Genomic DNA, 17,581 nt, shown 5'->3' with positions numbered 1-17,581 from the left:
ACAAATAAGAAAATGGTATATATTGCAGAACGGTGATAAGGAGTAGTAATAGACATTCACGTTTAGAGAGTTGACGGATGGTGCAAGTCAATCGTGATAGTGACTATGAACTCGCCTTTGAGTTGCAAATATGAACGAACTAGTATTTGCCGAATTGTCCACGATAAGGATGCAAGTGAGCACACAGTCTGTGCTAACTAGGGTGGTACCGCGGGAAAGTCTCTCGTCCCTTTTTGGGGCGAGAGACTTTTTTTCATTCTTTATTGCGCTAATCCGTTAGATTATTATGAAGGTTTACGGTCGATAAAGTTCTATATAGTAAAAGGTGGTTAATTTGATATAGATCTCGGTTTATTCGCCTGATTTCCTCAATTACCACATTTGACATCTAACTGCTGGAAAGACTCGGAAAGCTTTTTCTTTTGAGATCAGAAAGTTTAAGTTAATTAAAGTATTAACGTGTTAAAGTTTTCTATCGATGTCCAGCGCAGGCGGACAGGACGTCCTAGTGCCGTCAGGCATAAGGCCGTGACGCATTTGCCGGCCAGGCGCCATTGGCCCTTAGGTCTCAGGGCCAATCCGTCAAAAAGGTCAAAGAACAACCTTTCTGCCGGCTCGCCCGAATGCTTGTCACCGATAGACTGGCGCCCCTGAGCTTTTCGTTCTTTAAGTGGATTCGATTTGCTCATCAAAACAGATGGGAGTTCAGTTTATAAATAGATGTTTCCGTTCAAAATGATACCAATATTTTAGGAGTAAGAATATAAGGAGGTTTATCAGTTGAGTTTTAATCACCAGGATATTGAAAAGAAATGGCAGGCATATTGGCTTGAGAACAAAACATTTAAAACAACAGAAGATCAAAATAAACCGAAATTTTATGCACTTGACATGTTTCCATATCCTTCAGGGGCAGGGCTCCATGTAGGGCATCCTGAAGGATATACAGCGACAGATATTTTATCCCGTATGAAACGCATGCAGGGATATAATGTCTTACATCCAATGGGGTGGGATGCTTTTGGTCTTCCTGCCGAGCAATATGCTTTAGACACAGGGAATGATCCAGCTGAATTTACAAAGCAGAATACAGATAATTTTCGCCGCCAAATTCAAGACTTAGGGTTTTCTTATGACTGGGATCGAGAAATAAATACTACCGATCCAGATTATTATAAATGGACACAGTGGATTTTCTTAAAGCTATATGAAAAAGGCCTAGCTTATGTTGATGAAGTTCCTGTAAATTGGTGCCCTGCACTAGGAACCGTTCTGGCAAATGAAGAAGTAATCGACGGGAAAAGCGAGCGCGGAGGCCATCCGGTCGAACGCCGGCCAATGAGACAATGGATGCTGAAAATAACAGCTTATGCTGACAGGCTGTTAGAAGATCTTGAAGAGCTTGATTGGCCTGAAAGCATTAAAGATATGCAGCGCAATTGGATCGGCAAATCAGAAGGGGCTCATGTCCATTTTTCAATAGATGGGCATGATGAAAAATTTACGGTATTTACTACTCGCCCTGATACTCTATTCGGTGCAACATATGCAGTACTTGCTCCTGAGCATGAGCTGGTAAAGGAAATAACTACAGAAGATTATAAGAAAGCTGTAGAACAATATATTGATCAGATTAAACATAAAAGCGATCTCGAACGGACCGATCTAGCAAAAGATAAAACAGGTGTGTTTACAGGTGCTTATGCGATCAATCCTGTAAACGGAGAAAGAATGCCAATATGGATTGCAGATTATGTGCTTGCAAGCTATGGAACTGGTGCCATTATGGCTGTCCCTGCTCACGATGAGCGAGATTACGAGTTTGCAACAAAATTCGAATTGAAGATAACAGAGGTTGTAAGCGGCGGGGATGTTTCAAAGGAAGCATACACAGGCGATGGCGAGCATGTAAACTCTGATTTCTTAAATGGATTGAACAAAGAAAGTGCCATCTCTAACATGATTACTTGGCTGGAAGCAAACAAAAAAGGGGAGAAGAAGGTTACTTACCGACTGCGTGACTGGTTGTTCAGCCGTCAAAGATATTGGGGAGAACCGATTCCAATCATTCATTGGGAAGATGGATCTTCCTCAGCTGTTTCAGAAAAAGATCTGCCTGTCATGCTCCCCAAAACGACTGAAATCAAACCATCAGGTACTGGAGAATCTCCATTAGCTATTATAGAAGATTGGGTCAACGTAACAGATACCGAAACAGGGAGGAAGGGACGAAGAGAAACCAATACAATGCCGCAATGGGCGGGCAGCTGCTGGTATTATCTCCGTTATATTGATCCGAAAAATAATGAAGCTTTAGCCGATAAGGAAAAGGTAAACCAGTGGTTGCCGGTTGACATTTATATCGGTGGTGCCGAGCATGCTGTTCTTCATCTTCTATACGCACGTTTTTGGCATAAATTTTTGTATGATATCGGGGTAGTACCGACTAAAGAACCATTTCAAAAATTATTTAACCAAGGGATGATACTTGGAGAAAATAATGAGAAAATGAGTAAATCAAAGGGCAATGTAGTGAACCCTGACGAAATCGTAAAGACTCATGGAGCGGATACCCTTCGCCTATACGAAATGTTTATGGGGCCGCTTGAAGCATCCATTGCATGGTCTGTAACTGGTCTAGATGGCGCACGCCGTTTCCTGGACCGAGTCTGGCGCTTATTTGTAGAAGATACCGGTGAAATCAGCCCTAAAATTGTTGATGAAAAAACGGAACACCTGGAGAAAATTTACCACGAAACTGTAAAAAAGGTAACAGAAAATTACGAAAGCATTCGTTTTAATACGGCTATTTCTCAGCTAATGGTATTTATAAATGAAGCATACAAAACAACCGTTCTTCCTAAGGAGTTTATGGAAGGGTTTGTGAAATTGTTATCACCTGTTGCACCTCACCTTTCTGAAGAGCTATGGAATAAACTAGGCCATAAAGATACAATTTCTTATCAACAATGGCCTGTATACGACGAAGCAAAGCTAGTTGAAGACGAGGTGGAAATTGCCGTCCAAGTGAACGGTAAAGTCCGTGCAAAGCTATATGTCCCAACAGGCGCTTCAAAGGAGCAATTGCAAGAAATTGCACTTAACGATAACCATATAAAAGAACAAATCAACGGGAAAACAATTCGAAAAGTGATTGCAGTACCTGGTAAGCTAGTCAATATTGTTGCGAATTAAGTGAAAAGAAAAGAGGCATATATCCGCAGTCTGCCGGGTATATGCCTTTTAAATGTTAGGAGCACTGGAATTGTTAAACGAAAATTGATATACATGTATAGGCTTCGATTTTATCAATGTGTTTGGTGTGAATACAGGAGCCGTTAGGACATACGACAAAACTGTTACATTTTTTCTGCCAGTTCGTCTTATGCTTGTAACCGATGGACCAGCGCACTCGCGAATAATGTTTCAAATGTGGAAACAAGATCTTTTAATTTGCTATACTAGGTTTAACATAAGTGAAAGGAAGTTACTCATGGTCGAAATTAGAGAAATATCCGCAGATGAATTAAAAGAAAAACTAGAAAATGGCGAAAAACTAGAGCTAGTCGATGTTCGGGAAAATGAAGAAGTCGAAGAGGGAATGATTCCTGAAGCAAAACATATCCGTATGGGCGAGATCCCTGACCAGCTTGATTATTTCAATAAAGACAAAGAATACATCATGATCTGCCGCTCAGGCCGCCGCAGCGAAAATGTCTGCGCCTACCTTCAAGACCAAGGCTACCAAGTTCGAAATATGACCGGCGGCATGCTTGAGTACAAAGGCAAAACAAAACCGAAGAGTGAATAAAAATAACGAAGGGCTGCATGCAGCTCTTTTTTGATGTATTTAAACAAGGATAATACGAGGAAATACAAGCTAAATAGCATTAGTTAGGTCAAAAAAATGTATTAGTGGAAAAAAACTCGTTGATGGGGCTAATAAATTTGATTCGCGGAAAATAACTCGAAGAAGGAGCTAATAAATTTGATTCGCGGAAAAAACTCGAAGATGGGGCTAATAAATTTGATTTGTGGAAAAAACTCGAAGATGGGGCTAATAAATTTGATTTGTAGAAAATAACTCGAAGAAGGAACTAATAAATTTAATTTGTGGAAAATAAAATTGCTCATCCGGCCAATAAATTCATAGAATTAGACAGTAAAATTTGCGATAGGGAAAGAAAGTGGGAAGTTTCGGACAATAAAAAGGAGGTGTGGCAAATAAATGGAGTAAAGAATAAGACATAGATGGTTCAACTGTAAATAAAAAAGAAGTTAAGGACGAAACAATAATAAGCCGTTAAAAAAGTTTTTGTGTTGGTCAATAAATTTAATTAGCGTCAAATAAATCGTAGATGTGGACAATAAATTTGATTTGCGGAAAATAACTCGAATAAGGAGCTAATAAATTTAATTTGTGGAAAATAAAATTGCTCATCCGGCCAATAAATTCTAGGAACAAGTAAGTAAATATTGAGATAGGGAAAAAAAGGGGAAAGTTTGGGACAGTAAATAGATTAATTGACAAGTAAATGAAGACGATATACAGCTAATAGATGTTCAGATATTAAATAGAAATATAATCATTAATACTGAAACAAAGTTAGTAATACAGGAATATAATGGATTTTTTTACAACCGATCAAACTTTTTCATTTAAATATGTGAATCAAGCAGGAATGTTCTATATTCTTATTGAAACTATTCTCAAACTTGTAAAGGAGTGAATTAGTTTGATAGTAAAAGAACGACGAATACCTCTAAAGGTTCAAAAATTAGAAGCGTTGCTAAGGCGTTTGCCTATGAATCATCCTAAACGTAAAAAGGTTGAGGAAGAGTTATCTAAAAACATTGCAGGATATCGAGGGGAGGAATCTTTGAATTATCATCTATCTTTCTTATCTAAATATAAGCATAATATATTTCATGATTTGAGGCTTCAGGATAACCATAATCGCTTTTTTCAGATTGATACCCTAATAGTCACACCTAGTTACTTACTGATACTAGAAGTGAAAAACATTACAGGAACAATATTTTTTGATCAAGTGTTTCATCAAGTTATTCGTAAAACCAATGGAAAAGAGGAGTCATTTCCCGATCCCCTTTTGCAAGTTACCCGTCAAGAGTTTCAACTTAAGTCATGGCTAATAAAAAATGGTCTTTCGTCAATTCCAATCCTCTCTTTGGTTGCCATAAGTAACCCTTCAACAATTATTAAAACAAATTCAGAAAATGGTGATATTTCTCAAAAAATAATTCATGCCGCAAAGATCCCTTCTACTGTATCAGTCCTCGATAATTACTATAAAAAAGAAAGTCATTCCTCTAAAGAAGTCAAAAAAGTTTCAAATCTTCTACTCAAACAAAACACTCCCTTTAATTATGACATTTTAAAGAAATTTCAACTTTCAAAAACAGATTTAATTAAGGGTATATATTGTCCAAAATGCCTCTCATTTTTAATGAAAAAGGGAAAAGGAAATTGGATCTGCCAGCAATGTGATCATATCTGTAAAAATGCTCACTTGATTTCCTTAATTGATTACAACCTTTTGTTAGGATCAATTATTACAAATAAAGAAATCAGAGACTTTCTTCAAATTTCATCGATCTCATCAGCTTCAAAATTATTAAGGTCATTGAACCTTAAGCATGAAGGAGATTTCAAAGGAAGGAAATATATCCTTCCATATGTGGATTAAAAGATTGGACCAGGTATACGCTCTATACTTGGTCTTACTCCTTTTAATGAAAGAGAGTGAAATTTATTACCGAAAGCGCTAACATATTCTCCCCCTTTCATCATACATTGTGTTAAGGAGGGTGAGTGATATGGGTGAATATCACAAACTGGATGTGACGAACCGTGTGATTGGGAAGGTGCTTGAGGATCATATCGAATTATTTTTAGGCAAGGAGTGCATCGGGAAACTTGTCATGACGGATGAGGGAAGGCAATATGATCTGGAAAGCGGCTATTTAAGAGAAGAGGGCCGGATATATAAGCTATATGCGAAAAACTGTGAACAGACGCAATATGCAGAAGGCTGCGATTTAGGCTGGTGTTAAGTCACAGCAAATAGAATGAGTGATGCTTCAATAACGCATCACTCTTATTAGTTAAGGTATTTTTCGCTGCTTAAATGGGATGAAAGGCTAAATATTTCAACTCAATATTTTCTTCAAAATTCCAGCATCAATTAAATTTTCCTTGAATAAAGACCAGCATTTTTACCTGCAAGTCTGCCGGTTACAAGGGCAGACGTAATATTGTAGCCGCCGGTGTATCCGTGAATATCGAGAATTTCTCCGCAAAAATAAAGCCCCTGCATTTTTTTGGACGCCATTTCCTTCGGGTGAATTTCTTTTATTGAGACCCCGCCCCCTGTAACAAAGGCTTTTTCAATCGGAAGGGTTCCGTTAACAGTAAATTTAAATTGTTTGCAATCCTTTATAAAAGAACGTAATTTATCTATTGATAAATTCGGAAATGTGATTGTTTGTTCAATTTTATTCCGTTCGAACAGATAAAGTAAATATCTTTCTGGCAGCAACCCTTTGAGCACATTTTTAATTGCTTTTTTAGGATCATTTTTCGCTAGTTTTTGAATTTGCTGAAAAAGTTGTTCTTCGTTTTGCTCTGGAAGTGCGTCTATGCTTATTTTGACTTGGCGTGTATTGAATTTTTTCATCACCTTTACCACATATTGGCTGCACCTTAAAACAGCTGGTCCTGAGATGCCGAAATGGGTAAAGATCATATCCATTTTGTGTGTTATGACAGTTTTGCCTTTTGGGTTTACCACACTAACAGCCGGGCTTCTTAAAGATAATCCCTGTAGTTCTTTTGATTGGATAAAGCCTTCATCAGATGTTAGAGGTACTTCTGTTGGGAACAGTTCTGTTACAGTATGTCCGGCTTTTTTCGCCCACTCGTATCCATCTCCAGTACTGCCTGTATGCGGGACACTTTTTCCGCCTACTGCTATTACAATGGTTTCTGAATGAATAATAGTACCGCTCTTTAATTGGACGGCTTTTACTTGCCCATTTTCATATATCAGAGTATTAACAGGCTCATTTACCACCCGTTCGACATTAAGGCGGTCAAGCTCCTTTAATAAGGCATCAACAACTGACTGAGCCTTATTTGAAACGGGAAACATCCTTCCATGGTCTTCTTCTTTTAATTGAATTCCCAGCTTTTCGAAAAAAACTATAATGTCTTCATTGCTAAACTCTGAAAAAGCGCTATATAAAAATCTGCCGTTGCCAGGAATGTTCTTAATAATCTCATCAATTGGCAGACGGTTTGTTACATTGCATCTGCCGCCTCCTGAAATAGCTAATTTTCGTCCGAGCTTATCCCCTTTATCAATTAGAAGCACATTAGCACCTTGTTCTCCTGCTGCAATAGCTGCCATTAACCCGGAAGGCCCCCCGCCAATTACTGTAACATCATATTTCACGTTGATTCACTACTTTCTATCACATATCTGCTATTCATTCTTTTCATTATAGCCGAATCACAAAAAAAGAGAAAATACTGTTCAGCATTCTTGACTTTGCAAAGAAGTATACAATTATATCGACTTGGGTATGGATTGTGTTAAAATGGTTAAGTTGAATCTTCACTGAGAAATGGTGATTAAAAAATGTCAAATAACAACTTGTTAAGAGGTACCTTCGTCTTAACGTTAGGTACATACATATCTAGATTTTTAGGAATGATTTATGTTATTCCTTTCTATGCAATGCTCGGTGAAACAGGAGGAACCTTGTTTCAGATGGGGTATGCCCAATATACAATATTCTTAAGTATAGCAACAGCCGGCCTTCCGATGGCTGTTTCGAAATATGTTTCAAAATATAACTCAATGGGGGATTATCAAACGAGTCGGAGGATTTTTAAAGCCGGAATGTTTGTCATGCTCATTACAGGGTTCGCGGCTTTTATTGCTCTCTATTTCCTTGCGCCCAGTTTTGCCCAGTCAGCCTTAAGTGAGAAGCAGCTATCAGGGATTAGTCTAGAGGACGTTATTGCTGTGATCAGGATGGTCAGCTTGGCTCTTATCGTTGTTCCGATTATGAGCCTGATCCGCGGCTTTTTTCAGGGGCATCAATCGATGGGTCCAACTGCTGTATCACAAGTGATTGAGCAAATTGTTCGGATTGTTTTTCTCCTTGTCTCCGTATATCTAATTATAAACGTGTTTAACGGAGACTTTGTAACGGCTGTCGGCTATGCTACCTTTGCAGCATTTGTTGGGGCAATGGGAGGTCTTATTGTTTTGATCATGTATTGGGTCAAGAGAAAAGATTCTCTGCTGGCGATGAGAGAAAATGTTGTTCCATCGGAAAGTCAAAGTTTAGGAACAATGTTTAAAGAACTGTTTAAATATGCGGGTCCGTTTGTATTTGTGGGACTTGCCATTCCAATTTATAATTACATTGATACAAATACATTTAATAAAGCCATGATAGACGGAGGTCATGGGGATAAGGCAGTTTCACTGTTTTCAATTGTTGTTTTTTATATTCCAAAGCTGATCATGATTCCAGTTTCATTGGCAACTGCTTTTGGCTTAACTTTGGTTCCAACAATTACAAAATCCTTTACAAAAAGGAATCTGAAGCTTGTCAATCATTATATTGATCAGGCTCTGCAAATCATTATGTTCTTTGTGCTTCCTGCAGTAGTAGGATTAATTGTTCTCGCTGGACCGGCTTACACCCTTTTCTTCGAATATAAAGAAGAAGGTGTAAGCTTGCTGCAATTGTACGCTCCTGTAGCGTTGCTATTTTCCTTTTTTACTGTCTCTGCTGCTATCCTGCAAGGGATTAACAAACAAAAGCTGGCTGTTTTTTGCTTGCTTTTTGGGATATTATTAAAGCTTTCCCTAAATGCTCCATTAATCACAATGTTTCAAGGGGCAGGCTCGATCCTTGCAACTGCTATAGGATTTATCGGCTCTATTATATACAGCTTTGCGATGATAAAAAAACATGCTAAATATCAATTCAAAAGGTTTTTTAAGCGTTCAATATTTATGGCTATTCTTGCTTTATTTATGGGATTACTTGTATCTGTTACTCATTCGATTCTTGGAATTTTCATTCAATATCAAGATGGGCGTCTTCAGTCAGCCATTATACTCCTAGTTGCGATAGGTGCAGGTGCAATTGCTTACCTTTATTTAGCTTATCGGTCGCATTTAATAGAAAGACTGTTTGGAGATCGCTTTTCACGATTTTTTAAAAGAAGGAAGGCTGCCTCATAGCCTTTCTTTTTTTCTAGCCAGTTAAGAAAATTTAAGTAAAGTATTAACGTGATAAAGAGTGATATCATTATCCAGCTTCGAGTGCCATCGGCTCTTAGGTCTCAGGGCCAATCCGGCAAGAACGTTAAATAACAACCTTCCAGACGGCTCACCCGAGTGCCTGCTGCTAATAAGCGGTTCGCTTTTAGTTGGACTGGGGCTTTAATACATCCTCCGTTTTGTGTTAATGAAAAATTCTTTCTAAAAAGAAAGGTCTGAGTTTATGAGAATTGATAAATTACTGTCGAATACTGGGTATGGCACCCGTAAAGAGGTAAAAAAGCTGTTGAAATCTGGTGCGGTGAAAGTTGATGAAACCGTTATTAAGGATGCTAAGAAACAAGTGGATCCCAGCGGACATATAGTAACCGTTTATGGAGAAATTGTCAGATATAAAGAATTTGTTTATTTAATGATGAATAAGCCGCCTGGATATATATCTGCAACAGAGGATGCAACACAGCAAACAGTGCTTGATATCCTTGAGCCTGAAGACGCTGTATTAAAGCCTTTTCCTGTCGGGAGGCTGGACAAAGACACGGAAGGGTTGTTGCTCTTAACAAATGATGGTCAGCTTGCCCATCAACTGCTTTCACCAAAAAAACATGTTCCAAAAACGTATTTTGCTATCATTGATGGACTTGTAACCGATTCTGATGTCAAAGCTTTTAAAGAAGGTGTCCTACTTGATGACGGATATATGACAAAGCCAGCGATCTTAAAGATTTTAAAAGGGGAGAACCAGTCAGAAATTGAAGTGACGATTTCAGAGGGAAAATATCATCAGGTAAAACGAATGTTTGAGGCAGTAAGAAAAAAAGTTGTCTATTTAAAAAGGATCAGCATGGGTAATTTAGTTCTTCATGAAGATCTTGAACTGGGAGAGTACAGGGAGCTAACTGATGAAGAAGTAGATATATTGAGGAACTCCGAACAATTTAACACTTAATAAAGAGGACTGGCTTACAGTCCTCTTTATGTATATTAGGTAATTAATTGAAACTTTAGGAGGTCATTTTAACCTTTTTCCTTGTAGTTTTCCACTTTCCTCTGCTCGGACTTTGTACCAAATCGTTATATGCTAACACATTGAGATCACGTTGAATCGTTCTGGGTGTTATTCCAAATTCATCAACGAGCTGTTGGGTTGTAACAGTCCCTTTTTCTTGGATAAACATGTAGACAGATTTGATTCTCGTTAGCATACGGTTTGTCGAAGGTTTCAAAAAACCACTCCTTATCGGTTTGATCACTTGAGCAAAGCCTACTACAACATTCGATGCTTGTATCTCTGATGTTATTAAGTTGCATTTAAATATATTAAACGCTACACCAATAGTTTACACGAAAATAAACAGGGAATTCCACGAAAAACGTCAATTTTACACAAATTTTACATATTTGTAATCTCATTACCTCCATTGTGTAATCCATTTCACATATTACTATATGTACTTTATTCTGAATAGTATGAGTAATTGTGTCAAGTTTTTTATTTCTATCGCACTTTTAGCAGTATGTAACGCTTCACCTTTATGGTTGACGAAAGAAATTGATCAGAGCTCTGCCTTAATTGGTGAATGACAATGGACTTCTTCAATTGCTCATGATTTGCTCCGAAATCTCCATGAATTACGATTTCATTTTCAATGAAACTTTTTTCTTGCAAAATCGTTATGTAAGAGAGGGGTGAGTAAATGAGCGTTTTGGCTGTAAAAATTACTCAAGCAGGATATTCTGAAGGAGACCAAAAAATAAAGGATATCCATTTTGAAGTCGAAAAGGGTCAACTTATTTATACCTCTGTTTTCTTAGTAAGCTTTATGGCAGCCGTTAGTACGATTGTTGAAGTGTTTTTATATTGAATAGTACTAATTTAACGGGACTTCTAGATAGAATTTTGGTCTCTCGCTCTTTATTTGTTATCTTTATAAAGAAGACAAATATTCATACATAAATAGAAGCAGGTGACAGGATGAAGTGGATGGATGAAGTGTTAATAAGGAAAGAGCAATTATTAAAGGACACTCATGCATTTTTGCAAATTAAGAGCGTTCTTGATGAGAACGATTCATCTCATGGTGCTCCATTTGGTAAAGGGATTCAGGAAGCATTGGAATTTCTATTGCAAAAAGGTGAAGAAGAGGGCTTTGCGGTCAAAAATGTTGATGGGTATGCCGGGCATATTGAAATGGGCCAGGGTGAAGAGTTAGTTGGTGTGTTATGTCATGTGGATGTTGTTCCTGAAGGAGATGGCTGGAGCAGTGATCCGTATGGAGCTGAAATTAGAGAAGGGAACTTGTATGCAAGAGGAGCTATAGATGATAAGGGTCCAACTATGGCCGCTTATTATGCAATGAAAATTGTCAAGGAAATGGGTCTTTCCTTGAACAAACGTGTCCGCATTATTATCGGAACTGATGAAGAAAGTGATTGGAGATGTGTTGATCATTACTTTAAGCATGAAGAAATGCCCACAATTGGATTCGCCCCAGATGCTGATTTTCCAATTATCTATGCAGAAAAAGGGATAATTGACGCTAAGTTACGTTATATTCCTACACATACATATACAGAATCAACAGGGTATATTTTAACTCAGTTTCAATCGGGAAGGCGTTTAAATATGGTACCAGATTTTGCCCAAGCACGATGTGAAGGAACGAATTTGAACGCCATTAAAACTAATTTTGAATCCTACTTATCTGAAATGAAACTAAAAGGGAAAGCGGATATCGAAGGGACCAAGCTGAAGCTTACCCTTGAAGGAGCTTCAGCACATGCAATGGAACCTAACAATGGAAAAAATGCCGGACTCTTATTAGCGGCTTTTCTTGAACGTGAGCAGCTTGATGATGCAGCACAAGCATTTATAAATCAATTAGCGGATCTCTTCATTGATGACACTAGGGGTAAGAAAGTTGGGGTCTCATGCGAAGATGATATTACAGGAGAACTAACGTTAAATGTCGGAATTATGAACTATGAGAAGGTAAATGGCGGCGAGCTGGGGATTAATATTCGTTATCCTGTAAAAGGTGATTCGTCTAAAATAAAAGCAATTTTAGAAAAAATCGAGTACTTTGAATTGACTTCATTTAACGATTCAAAGCCTCACCATGTGGATCAGAACCATTCTCTTATAAAAACGCTGCAAAAAGTTTATGAAGAACAAACAGGAGATAAAGCAAAACTATTATCAATTGGCGGCGGAACCTATGCAAGGTCACTTGAGGCTGGAGTCGCATTTGGTCCGCTTTTTCCAGAGAGGCCAGATGTAGCCCATCAAAAAGATGAATATATTGTAATTGATGATTTAGTAAAAGCAACAGCGATATATGCACAAGCGATTTACGAACTCGCCAAATAGAAGTGTATTTTGCAAGTAAGGTAATTTATGGATGTTTTTGCCCGAGGAACAGAGGTTTTATTCACTATTGTATAGCCTCAAATTAATGTTTCGAGATAATGTGAAGATGGCAGCATTACATTGCTATTTCTGGACAACAAAGGCGACTTTCTTTATCCTAAAGAAAACGCCTTTTGGTAAGTTAGAAATTCTAAGCAAAATAAGGTAAGAAAATGAACATTTTATATGGATAAAAAAGTATAAATGTCCTAAAAGTCTATCAACATCAAGCATAATCGTGTACAATATTCTATTGTGGATTTATATTTTTTTATGCTTAATATGACATCATTCATTTCATTCCCGAACCGTCTAATCTGCATTCATATCATTGTGCATTATTTGTTCATCACAAGGAGCGTTGAGACGATTGAAATCTGATTTGAAAATATTAATTTTAACAGAAAAATATGGAAACGGTCACTTCCAGGTTGCGAAAACCTTGAAGCAGGAATTTGAAAATCTAGATTTTAACAAGGTAGTGATCTCAGAGCTTTATAATGAATCACACCCAATCATTTCAAAGATTACCAAGTTTCTATATATTAAAAGCTTTTCTGTCGGGAAACAGTTTTACAAACTTTTCTATTACGGCGTTGATAAAATATACAATAAGCGGTTTATGAATATTTATTTCAAGTTAGGCAGCAAAAGACTTGAGGAGCTAATCCAAACCGAGAAGCCTGATATCATTATTAATACCTTTCCGATGATTGTGGTGCCTGAGTATAGAAACAGAACAGGCAAAGTCATTCCAACGTTTAATGTTGTCACCGATTTTTGTTTGCACAAAATTTGGGTGCATGACAATATCGATAAATACTATGTGGCAAGTCCTAACGTTAAAAAGAAGCTTGTTGAGCTTGGGACTCATCCAGACCAAGTAAAGGTAACTGGCATCCCAATTCGTTCGCGATTTGAGAAGCCCTATGTTTCAGACAATTTATTTGAAAAATATAAAATAGACCGAAGCAAAGAAGTTGTTTTGATCATGGCTGGTGCACATGGTGTATTAAAGAATGTAAAGGGCCTATGTGAATCATTTCTAAACGAACCCAACCTGCAAGTAGTAGTCTGCTGCGGCAACAATCATGAACTAAAAAAGAAATTAGAGCCGATTGCTGCAAAATATCCTGAAACCATTATTCCTTTAGGGTATATTGAGCAAATGGATGAATTATTTCGAATCTCTTCTTGTATGATTACAAAACCGGGAGGCATCACATTATCAGAGGCTACAGCACTTGGAGTACCCGTTATGTTATATAAGCCGGTACCAGGCCAGGAGAAAGAAAACGCCCTATTTTTCGAAGAACAAAATTCTGCGATTATCGTAAACCGGCAGGAAGAGATAAAGGATGCAGTTCTTCACGTTCTTAAAGATAAACAAAAACTATTTGAAATGAAGGAGAGCATAAAGGAGCTATATAGTCCGTATGCTTCAAGAGTAATTGTAGAGGATGTAATCGAGGCAGCTGCCTCGATTACTGGTAGAAATTGTTTGCAAAATCAGTACGGGATTTAACAAGAAAACTATTAATAAAGAATAAAGCTCGGAAATCAGTGTTTAAACAACCTCAATTATAGGATGGCGGAGTGCCGTATAACCAATCAGATAATCTAAGTAGTTTGCTTCTAAAAAAATTGTTTTGGTTTATAATGGCGTACTCTTCAAAAGCTAATGCAGTTTCGTTTTTTCTTCACACTAAAACGCTTGGATAACATCCAAGCGTTTTACGTGTTTTAAGATACTTTTTATCAACCAAACTGAAATAAATCACTTGATAAATACCGTTCACCTGTATCACAGGCAATACATACGACTACATCCTCCTGAGTCAAACGTTTTGCAACTTGTATTGCTGCATAGCAAGCTGCTCCTGAGGAGGGACCTACTAAAATGCCTTCTTCTCTGGCCAGCCTTCGTGCAGCTTCATATGCCTCTTCATCTTCAATTTTGAAGATTTCATCGTACACTTCTTCGTTTAAAATACTTGGAATAAAGCCAGGACTTGTCCCAACTAATTTGTGTTTGCCTGGCTTGCCGCCCGATAATACTGGCGAGCCTGCCGGCTCTACAACGTGGACTGTAAGATCTTGAAAATGTTCTTTTAATGTTTCGCCAGTACCGGTAATCGTTCCGCCTGTTCCTGATGCAGCAACAAACGCTGAAAGGGGCTTACCAATTTCCTCCATCGACTCGATGATTTCGATGGCTGTTGTTTGCCGGTGAGCGTCAGGGTTTGCGTGATTTTCAAATTGCATGGGCATAAAGCTTTTTGGGATTTCTTTCAATAGCTCTTTTGCTTTTTTTATTGAACCTGGCATTTTTTCATCTCCAGGTGTTAATACAACATCAGCTCCATATGCTTTTAATAAATTGATTCGTTCCTGTGTCATTGTATCAGGCATGACAAGGATAGCTTTATAACCTTTTGCTGCAGCGTTCATTGCAAGGCCAATTCCAGTATTTCCGCTCGTGGGCTCAATAATAGTCGATCCTTTTGTTAGAAGACCTTGTTTTTCTGCCTCAATTATCATGAAATAGGCCGCACGGTCTTTTACGCTTCCGCTTGGATTAAAAAACTCCAGCTTTAAATAAACATCAGCTCCGCCTTCCGGCTTCATCCGATTTAATTTTAATAAAGGAGTATCTCCTATTAAGTCAGCCATGGTGTTAACTACGCGCACACTAACACTTCCTTCTTTGTTCTTACTGTACTTGCATCCATTTTATCATAATGTGAATCTCCATCAGTGGGATTTTTCTTCAGTGTCTAAGCGGGATAACCCGGAGGCATTTGAACCAATCGGAATAGCCTAACAATCAGTTTACCCTTTCTATCACTTTGTTTCCTCTGAAGCCTGAAATGTGGATTTATTGACTATTAAGAGTGTGATATAAATTATAAAATCCTATCATCCCGGCAAACACTATTTTGAAGGGTTTCCCTAATTGGTTAACGATCGATCTATTTGATAAAATAAAAGGATACTACATAATCTGGCAGTTTTCCATTGGAAAATTAGATTAGAGAATAAGGAGATTAACATGGCTCAATCAACTCACTATTTTTTGGGGATTCATCTGCCTAAAATAATAAGAAATAAATTAGTTGAAACGTTGCAATTATTTAAAAATGATCTGCCCTTTAAAAAATGGGTGCACCAAGATGATCTTCATCTGACGCTTGCCTTTTTAGGACATCCGAAGTCTCCTGAACATTTAGAAAATCTTATTAGCTCGATGAAACTTAGGGATAACAATTTAGCCCCTTTTTCGTTAAATATTACTCATACTGGAACTTTCGGCAGATCGAATTCTCCGAGAATATTTTTTGCAGGTATCACTCGATCAGAGCAGCTTAATCTTTTACACAATAAAGTATACAGCGAGTGTATAGATGCCGGCTTTAAATTGGATCCACGCCCATTTTCTCCGCACATTACGTTAGCTCGTGGGTGGGAAGGAGAAAATGGGTTCACCCGCCAGGTTCAGTTAGAAGAGGAGCTCATGAGGCAACCTCTTAGTTTTCAAGTAGAAGAATTTGTTTTATTTCAAACTCATTTAGATCGTGTGCCAAAATACGAAGTGATAAACTGCTTCCGGATATTTGGATAGAAATAAGCTGTGGAGCTGGATGGAGATCTTTATCAATTCCAAAACATGAAGACAAGTTAGACAATGTAAAGAGTGGGGATCTGCATGAAGAAAATATGGATGATAGGACAACTTGGCCTTCTATTTGGTTTTTATTGGCTTGGCGTGACCATACAAAACATATTAATGCTGCCTATTCCAGGAAGCATATTAGGGATGATTTTGCTATTTTGTTTGTTGCATGTGAAATGGTTTAGAAAAGAATGGATCGAGGGAGGAAGCAAATTTTTAGTTAAGCATCTTGCACTCCTTTTTATTCCAGCCACAGTAGGATTAATGGATTATCTTTCACTTTTTAAAGGAAACGGCATCATTACAATCTTCATCGTTTTGTTTAGTACAGGGCTTGTAATGGTATCTACTGCCTTAATAAGCAATTGGCTGACTGGTAAAAGTGATAAGAAGCAGATTGACTGTGAAAGGGAGAAGGAAGGAGCATGAATTTAGGGTTCTCGATATTGATCATTTTAGGCACAATCACCATCTATTTTTTGGCAAAAAAGTTCTATAAACGATTTCCTTTTCCTTTCTTTGTACCAATTGCTACAAGCACATGTTTTATTGTAGGCATCTTATTGCTAACTAATAATAGCTACAGCCAATACATGCAAGGAGGAAAGTATATTGAATTATTGTTGGGGCCTGCGGTTGTTGCCATGGCATTTCCCCTTTATGAGCACAGAAATACATTAAAACGTCACGCCTTTGCGATTGTTGCAAGTGTGATGTCGGGAGCTTTAATTGGTCTTTTGAGCGGTATTTATTTGTCACTCTGGTTAGAAGTCGATGAGAAACTTATTCGTTCATTAGCCCCAAAATCAGTAACCTCCCCAGTTGCCATGGATATTTCATCATTGGTTCACGGCATACCTTCATTGGCGGCTGTATATGTGATGATTGCCGGAATCTCTGGAGTCGTCTTTGGACCTTCCCTTCTGCGTTTAGTGGGAATTAAGGATCCAATTGCTGTAGGAATAGGATACGGTGCTGCTGCACATGGAGTAGGCATGGCGAAAGCGTTAGAAATCGGAAACCAGCAAGGTGCTATTAGCTCTATTTCGATGATTCTTAGTGCTGTCTTTGCTTCAATCTTCGGTCCCATCATCATCGGATTAATTTTGTAGGCTCTTTTCTATTAGATTTTATGAGTTCTTCAAAATTGCTAGTGAATCACCAACTGCTTCG

At 37.9% G+C, this 17,581-nt stretch carries 15 protein-coding genes and 1 other annotated feature; of the genes, 12 read left to right on the top strand and 3 right to left on the bottom strand.

Annotated elements, in window-relative coordinates; translation table 11 throughout:
• Positions 1-23: 23 nt before the first annotated feature.
• Positions 24-234, top strand: a binding site (T-box leader).
• A 546-nt stretch (positions 235-780) separates the two neighbouring features.
• The 4 genes from leuS (at position 781) to IC621_RS08150 (ending at position 6,075) form a co-directional block, all read left to right on the top strand.
• Positions 781-3,195, top strand: coding sequence for a leucine--tRNA ligase (gene leuS / locus IC621_RS08165; protein ID WP_191157583.1), 2,415 nt, complete (start codon positions 781-783; stop codon positions 3,193-3,195).
• Between the two features lie 298 nt (positions 3,196-3,493).
• Positions 3,494-3,811 (top strand): rhodanese-like domain-containing protein, encoded by a 318-nt coding sequence (locus IC621_RS08160; protein ID WP_191157582.1) that lies wholly within the window; start codon positions 3,494-3,496, stop codon positions 3,809-3,811.
• Between the two features lie 925 nt (positions 3,812-4,736).
• The gene (locus tag IC621_RS08155) at positions 4,737-5,708 is read left to right on the top strand and encodes a nuclease-related domain-containing protein (protein ID WP_191157580.1); all 972 of its coding nucleotides are present in this window, start codon (positions 4,737-4,739) and stop codon (positions 5,706-5,708) included.
• A 130-nt stretch (positions 5,709-5,838) separates the two neighbouring features.
• On the top strand, positions 5,839-6,075 hold the full coding sequence (locus IC621_RS08150; RefSeq protein WP_191157578.1) for a DUF2553 family protein: 237 nt from the start codon (positions 5,839-5,841) through the stop codon (positions 6,073-6,075).
• A gap of 131 nt (positions 6,076-6,206) precedes the next feature.
• Here the strand turns inward: IC621_RS08150 and IC621_RS08145 are convergent, their stop codons facing one another.
• Positions 6,207-7,475, bottom strand: a complete 1,269-nt coding sequence (locus tag IC621_RS08145; RefSeq protein WP_191157576.1) for a BaiN/RdsA family NAD(P)/FAD-dependent oxidoreductase — start codon at positions 7,473-7,475, stop codon at positions 6,207-6,209.
• Positions 7,476-7,661: 186 nt separating this feature from the next.
• On the opposite strand from IC621_RS08145, the gene IC621_RS08140 reads away from it, so the two are divergent.
• Complete coding sequence (locus IC621_RS08140; RefSeq protein ID WP_191157574.1) at positions 7,662-9,287, top strand: putative polysaccharide biosynthesis protein; 1,626 nt, start codon at positions 7,662-7,664, stop codon at positions 9,285-9,287.
• 262 nt (positions 9,288-9,549) lie between these two features.
• Positions 9,550-10,275 (top strand): pseudouridine synthase, encoded by a 726-nt coding sequence (locus tag IC621_RS08135; protein ID WP_191157572.1) that lies wholly within the window; start codon positions 9,550-9,552, stop codon positions 10,273-10,275.
• Between the two features lie 55 nt (positions 10,276-10,330).
• Here the strand turns inward: IC621_RS08135 and IC621_RS08130 are convergent, their stop codons facing one another.
• On the bottom strand, positions 10,331-10,552 hold the full coding sequence (locus IC621_RS08130) for a DeoR family transcriptional regulator (protein WP_191157570.1): 222 nt from the start codon (positions 10,550-10,552) through the stop codon (positions 10,331-10,333).
• Positions 10,553-11,023: 471 nt separating this feature from the next.
• Here IC621_RS08130 and IC621_RS08125 point away from each other — a divergent pair, with 471 nt between their 5' ends.
• The 3 genes from IC621_RS08125 to IC621_RS08115 all read left to right on the top strand — a co-directional run bounded on the left by IC621_RS08125 (position 11,024) and on the right by IC621_RS08115 (position 14,260).
• The gene (locus tag IC621_RS08125; RefSeq protein ID WP_191157568.1) at positions 11,024-11,191 is read left to right on the top strand and encodes a hypothetical protein; all 168 of its coding nucleotides are present in this window, start codon (positions 11,024-11,026) and stop codon (positions 11,189-11,191) included.
• Between the two features lie 110 nt (positions 11,192-11,301).
• Complete coding sequence (pepV, locus tag IC621_RS08120; RefSeq protein WP_191157566.1) at positions 11,302-12,696, top strand: dipeptidase PepV; 1,395 nt, start codon at positions 11,302-11,304, stop codon at positions 12,694-12,696.
• 409 nt (positions 12,697-13,105) lie between these two features.
• Entirely contained in the window at positions 13,106-14,260 is a 1,155-nt protein-coding gene (locus tag IC621_RS08115) for a diglucosyl diacylglycerol synthase (RefSeq protein WP_191157564.1), read from the top strand.
• Between the two features lie 233 nt (positions 14,261-14,493).
• On the opposite strand, the gene cysK is transcribed toward IC621_RS08115, so the two are convergent.
• Entirely contained in the window at positions 14,494-15,426 is a 933-nt protein-coding gene (cysK, locus tag IC621_RS08110) for a cysteine synthase A (protein ID WP_318153016.1), read from the bottom strand.
• 361 nt (positions 15,427-15,787) lie between these two features.
• Between cysK and thpR the strand changes: the two genes are divergently transcribed.
• The 3 genes from thpR to IC621_RS08095 all read left to right on the top strand — a co-directional run bounded on the left by thpR (position 15,788) and on the right by IC621_RS08095 (position 17,520).
• The gene (thpR, locus tag IC621_RS08105; RefSeq protein ID WP_191157562.1) at positions 15,788-16,357 is read left to right on the top strand and encodes an RNA 2',3'-cyclic phosphodiesterase; all 570 of its coding nucleotides are present in this window, start codon (positions 15,788-15,790) and stop codon (positions 16,355-16,357) included.
• A gap of 84 nt (positions 16,358-16,441) precedes the next feature.
• Positions 16,442-16,837 (top strand): CidA/LrgA family protein, encoded by a 396-nt coding sequence (locus IC621_RS08100; RefSeq protein ID WP_191157560.1) that lies wholly within the window; start codon positions 16,442-16,444, stop codon positions 16,835-16,837.
• Positions 16,834-17,520: an LrgB family protein gene (locus IC621_RS08095; protein WP_191157558.1), complete on the top strand. Its 687-nt coding sequence runs from the start codon at positions 16,834-16,836 to the stop codon at positions 17,518-17,520. The genes IC621_RS08100 and IC621_RS08095 overlap by 4 nt, the downstream gene beginning before the upstream one ends.
• The last annotated feature ends 61 nt before the right edge of the window (positions 17,521-17,581 follow it).

This window comes from Metabacillus arenae, assembly GCF_014773385.1.
Classification (GTDB): Bacteria; Bacillota; Bacilli; order Bacillales; family Bacillaceae; genus Metabacillus_D; species Metabacillus_D arenae.
Note: the sequence above shows the minus strand (reverse complement) of the source record. Positions and strands in the feature narration are given on the sequence as shown.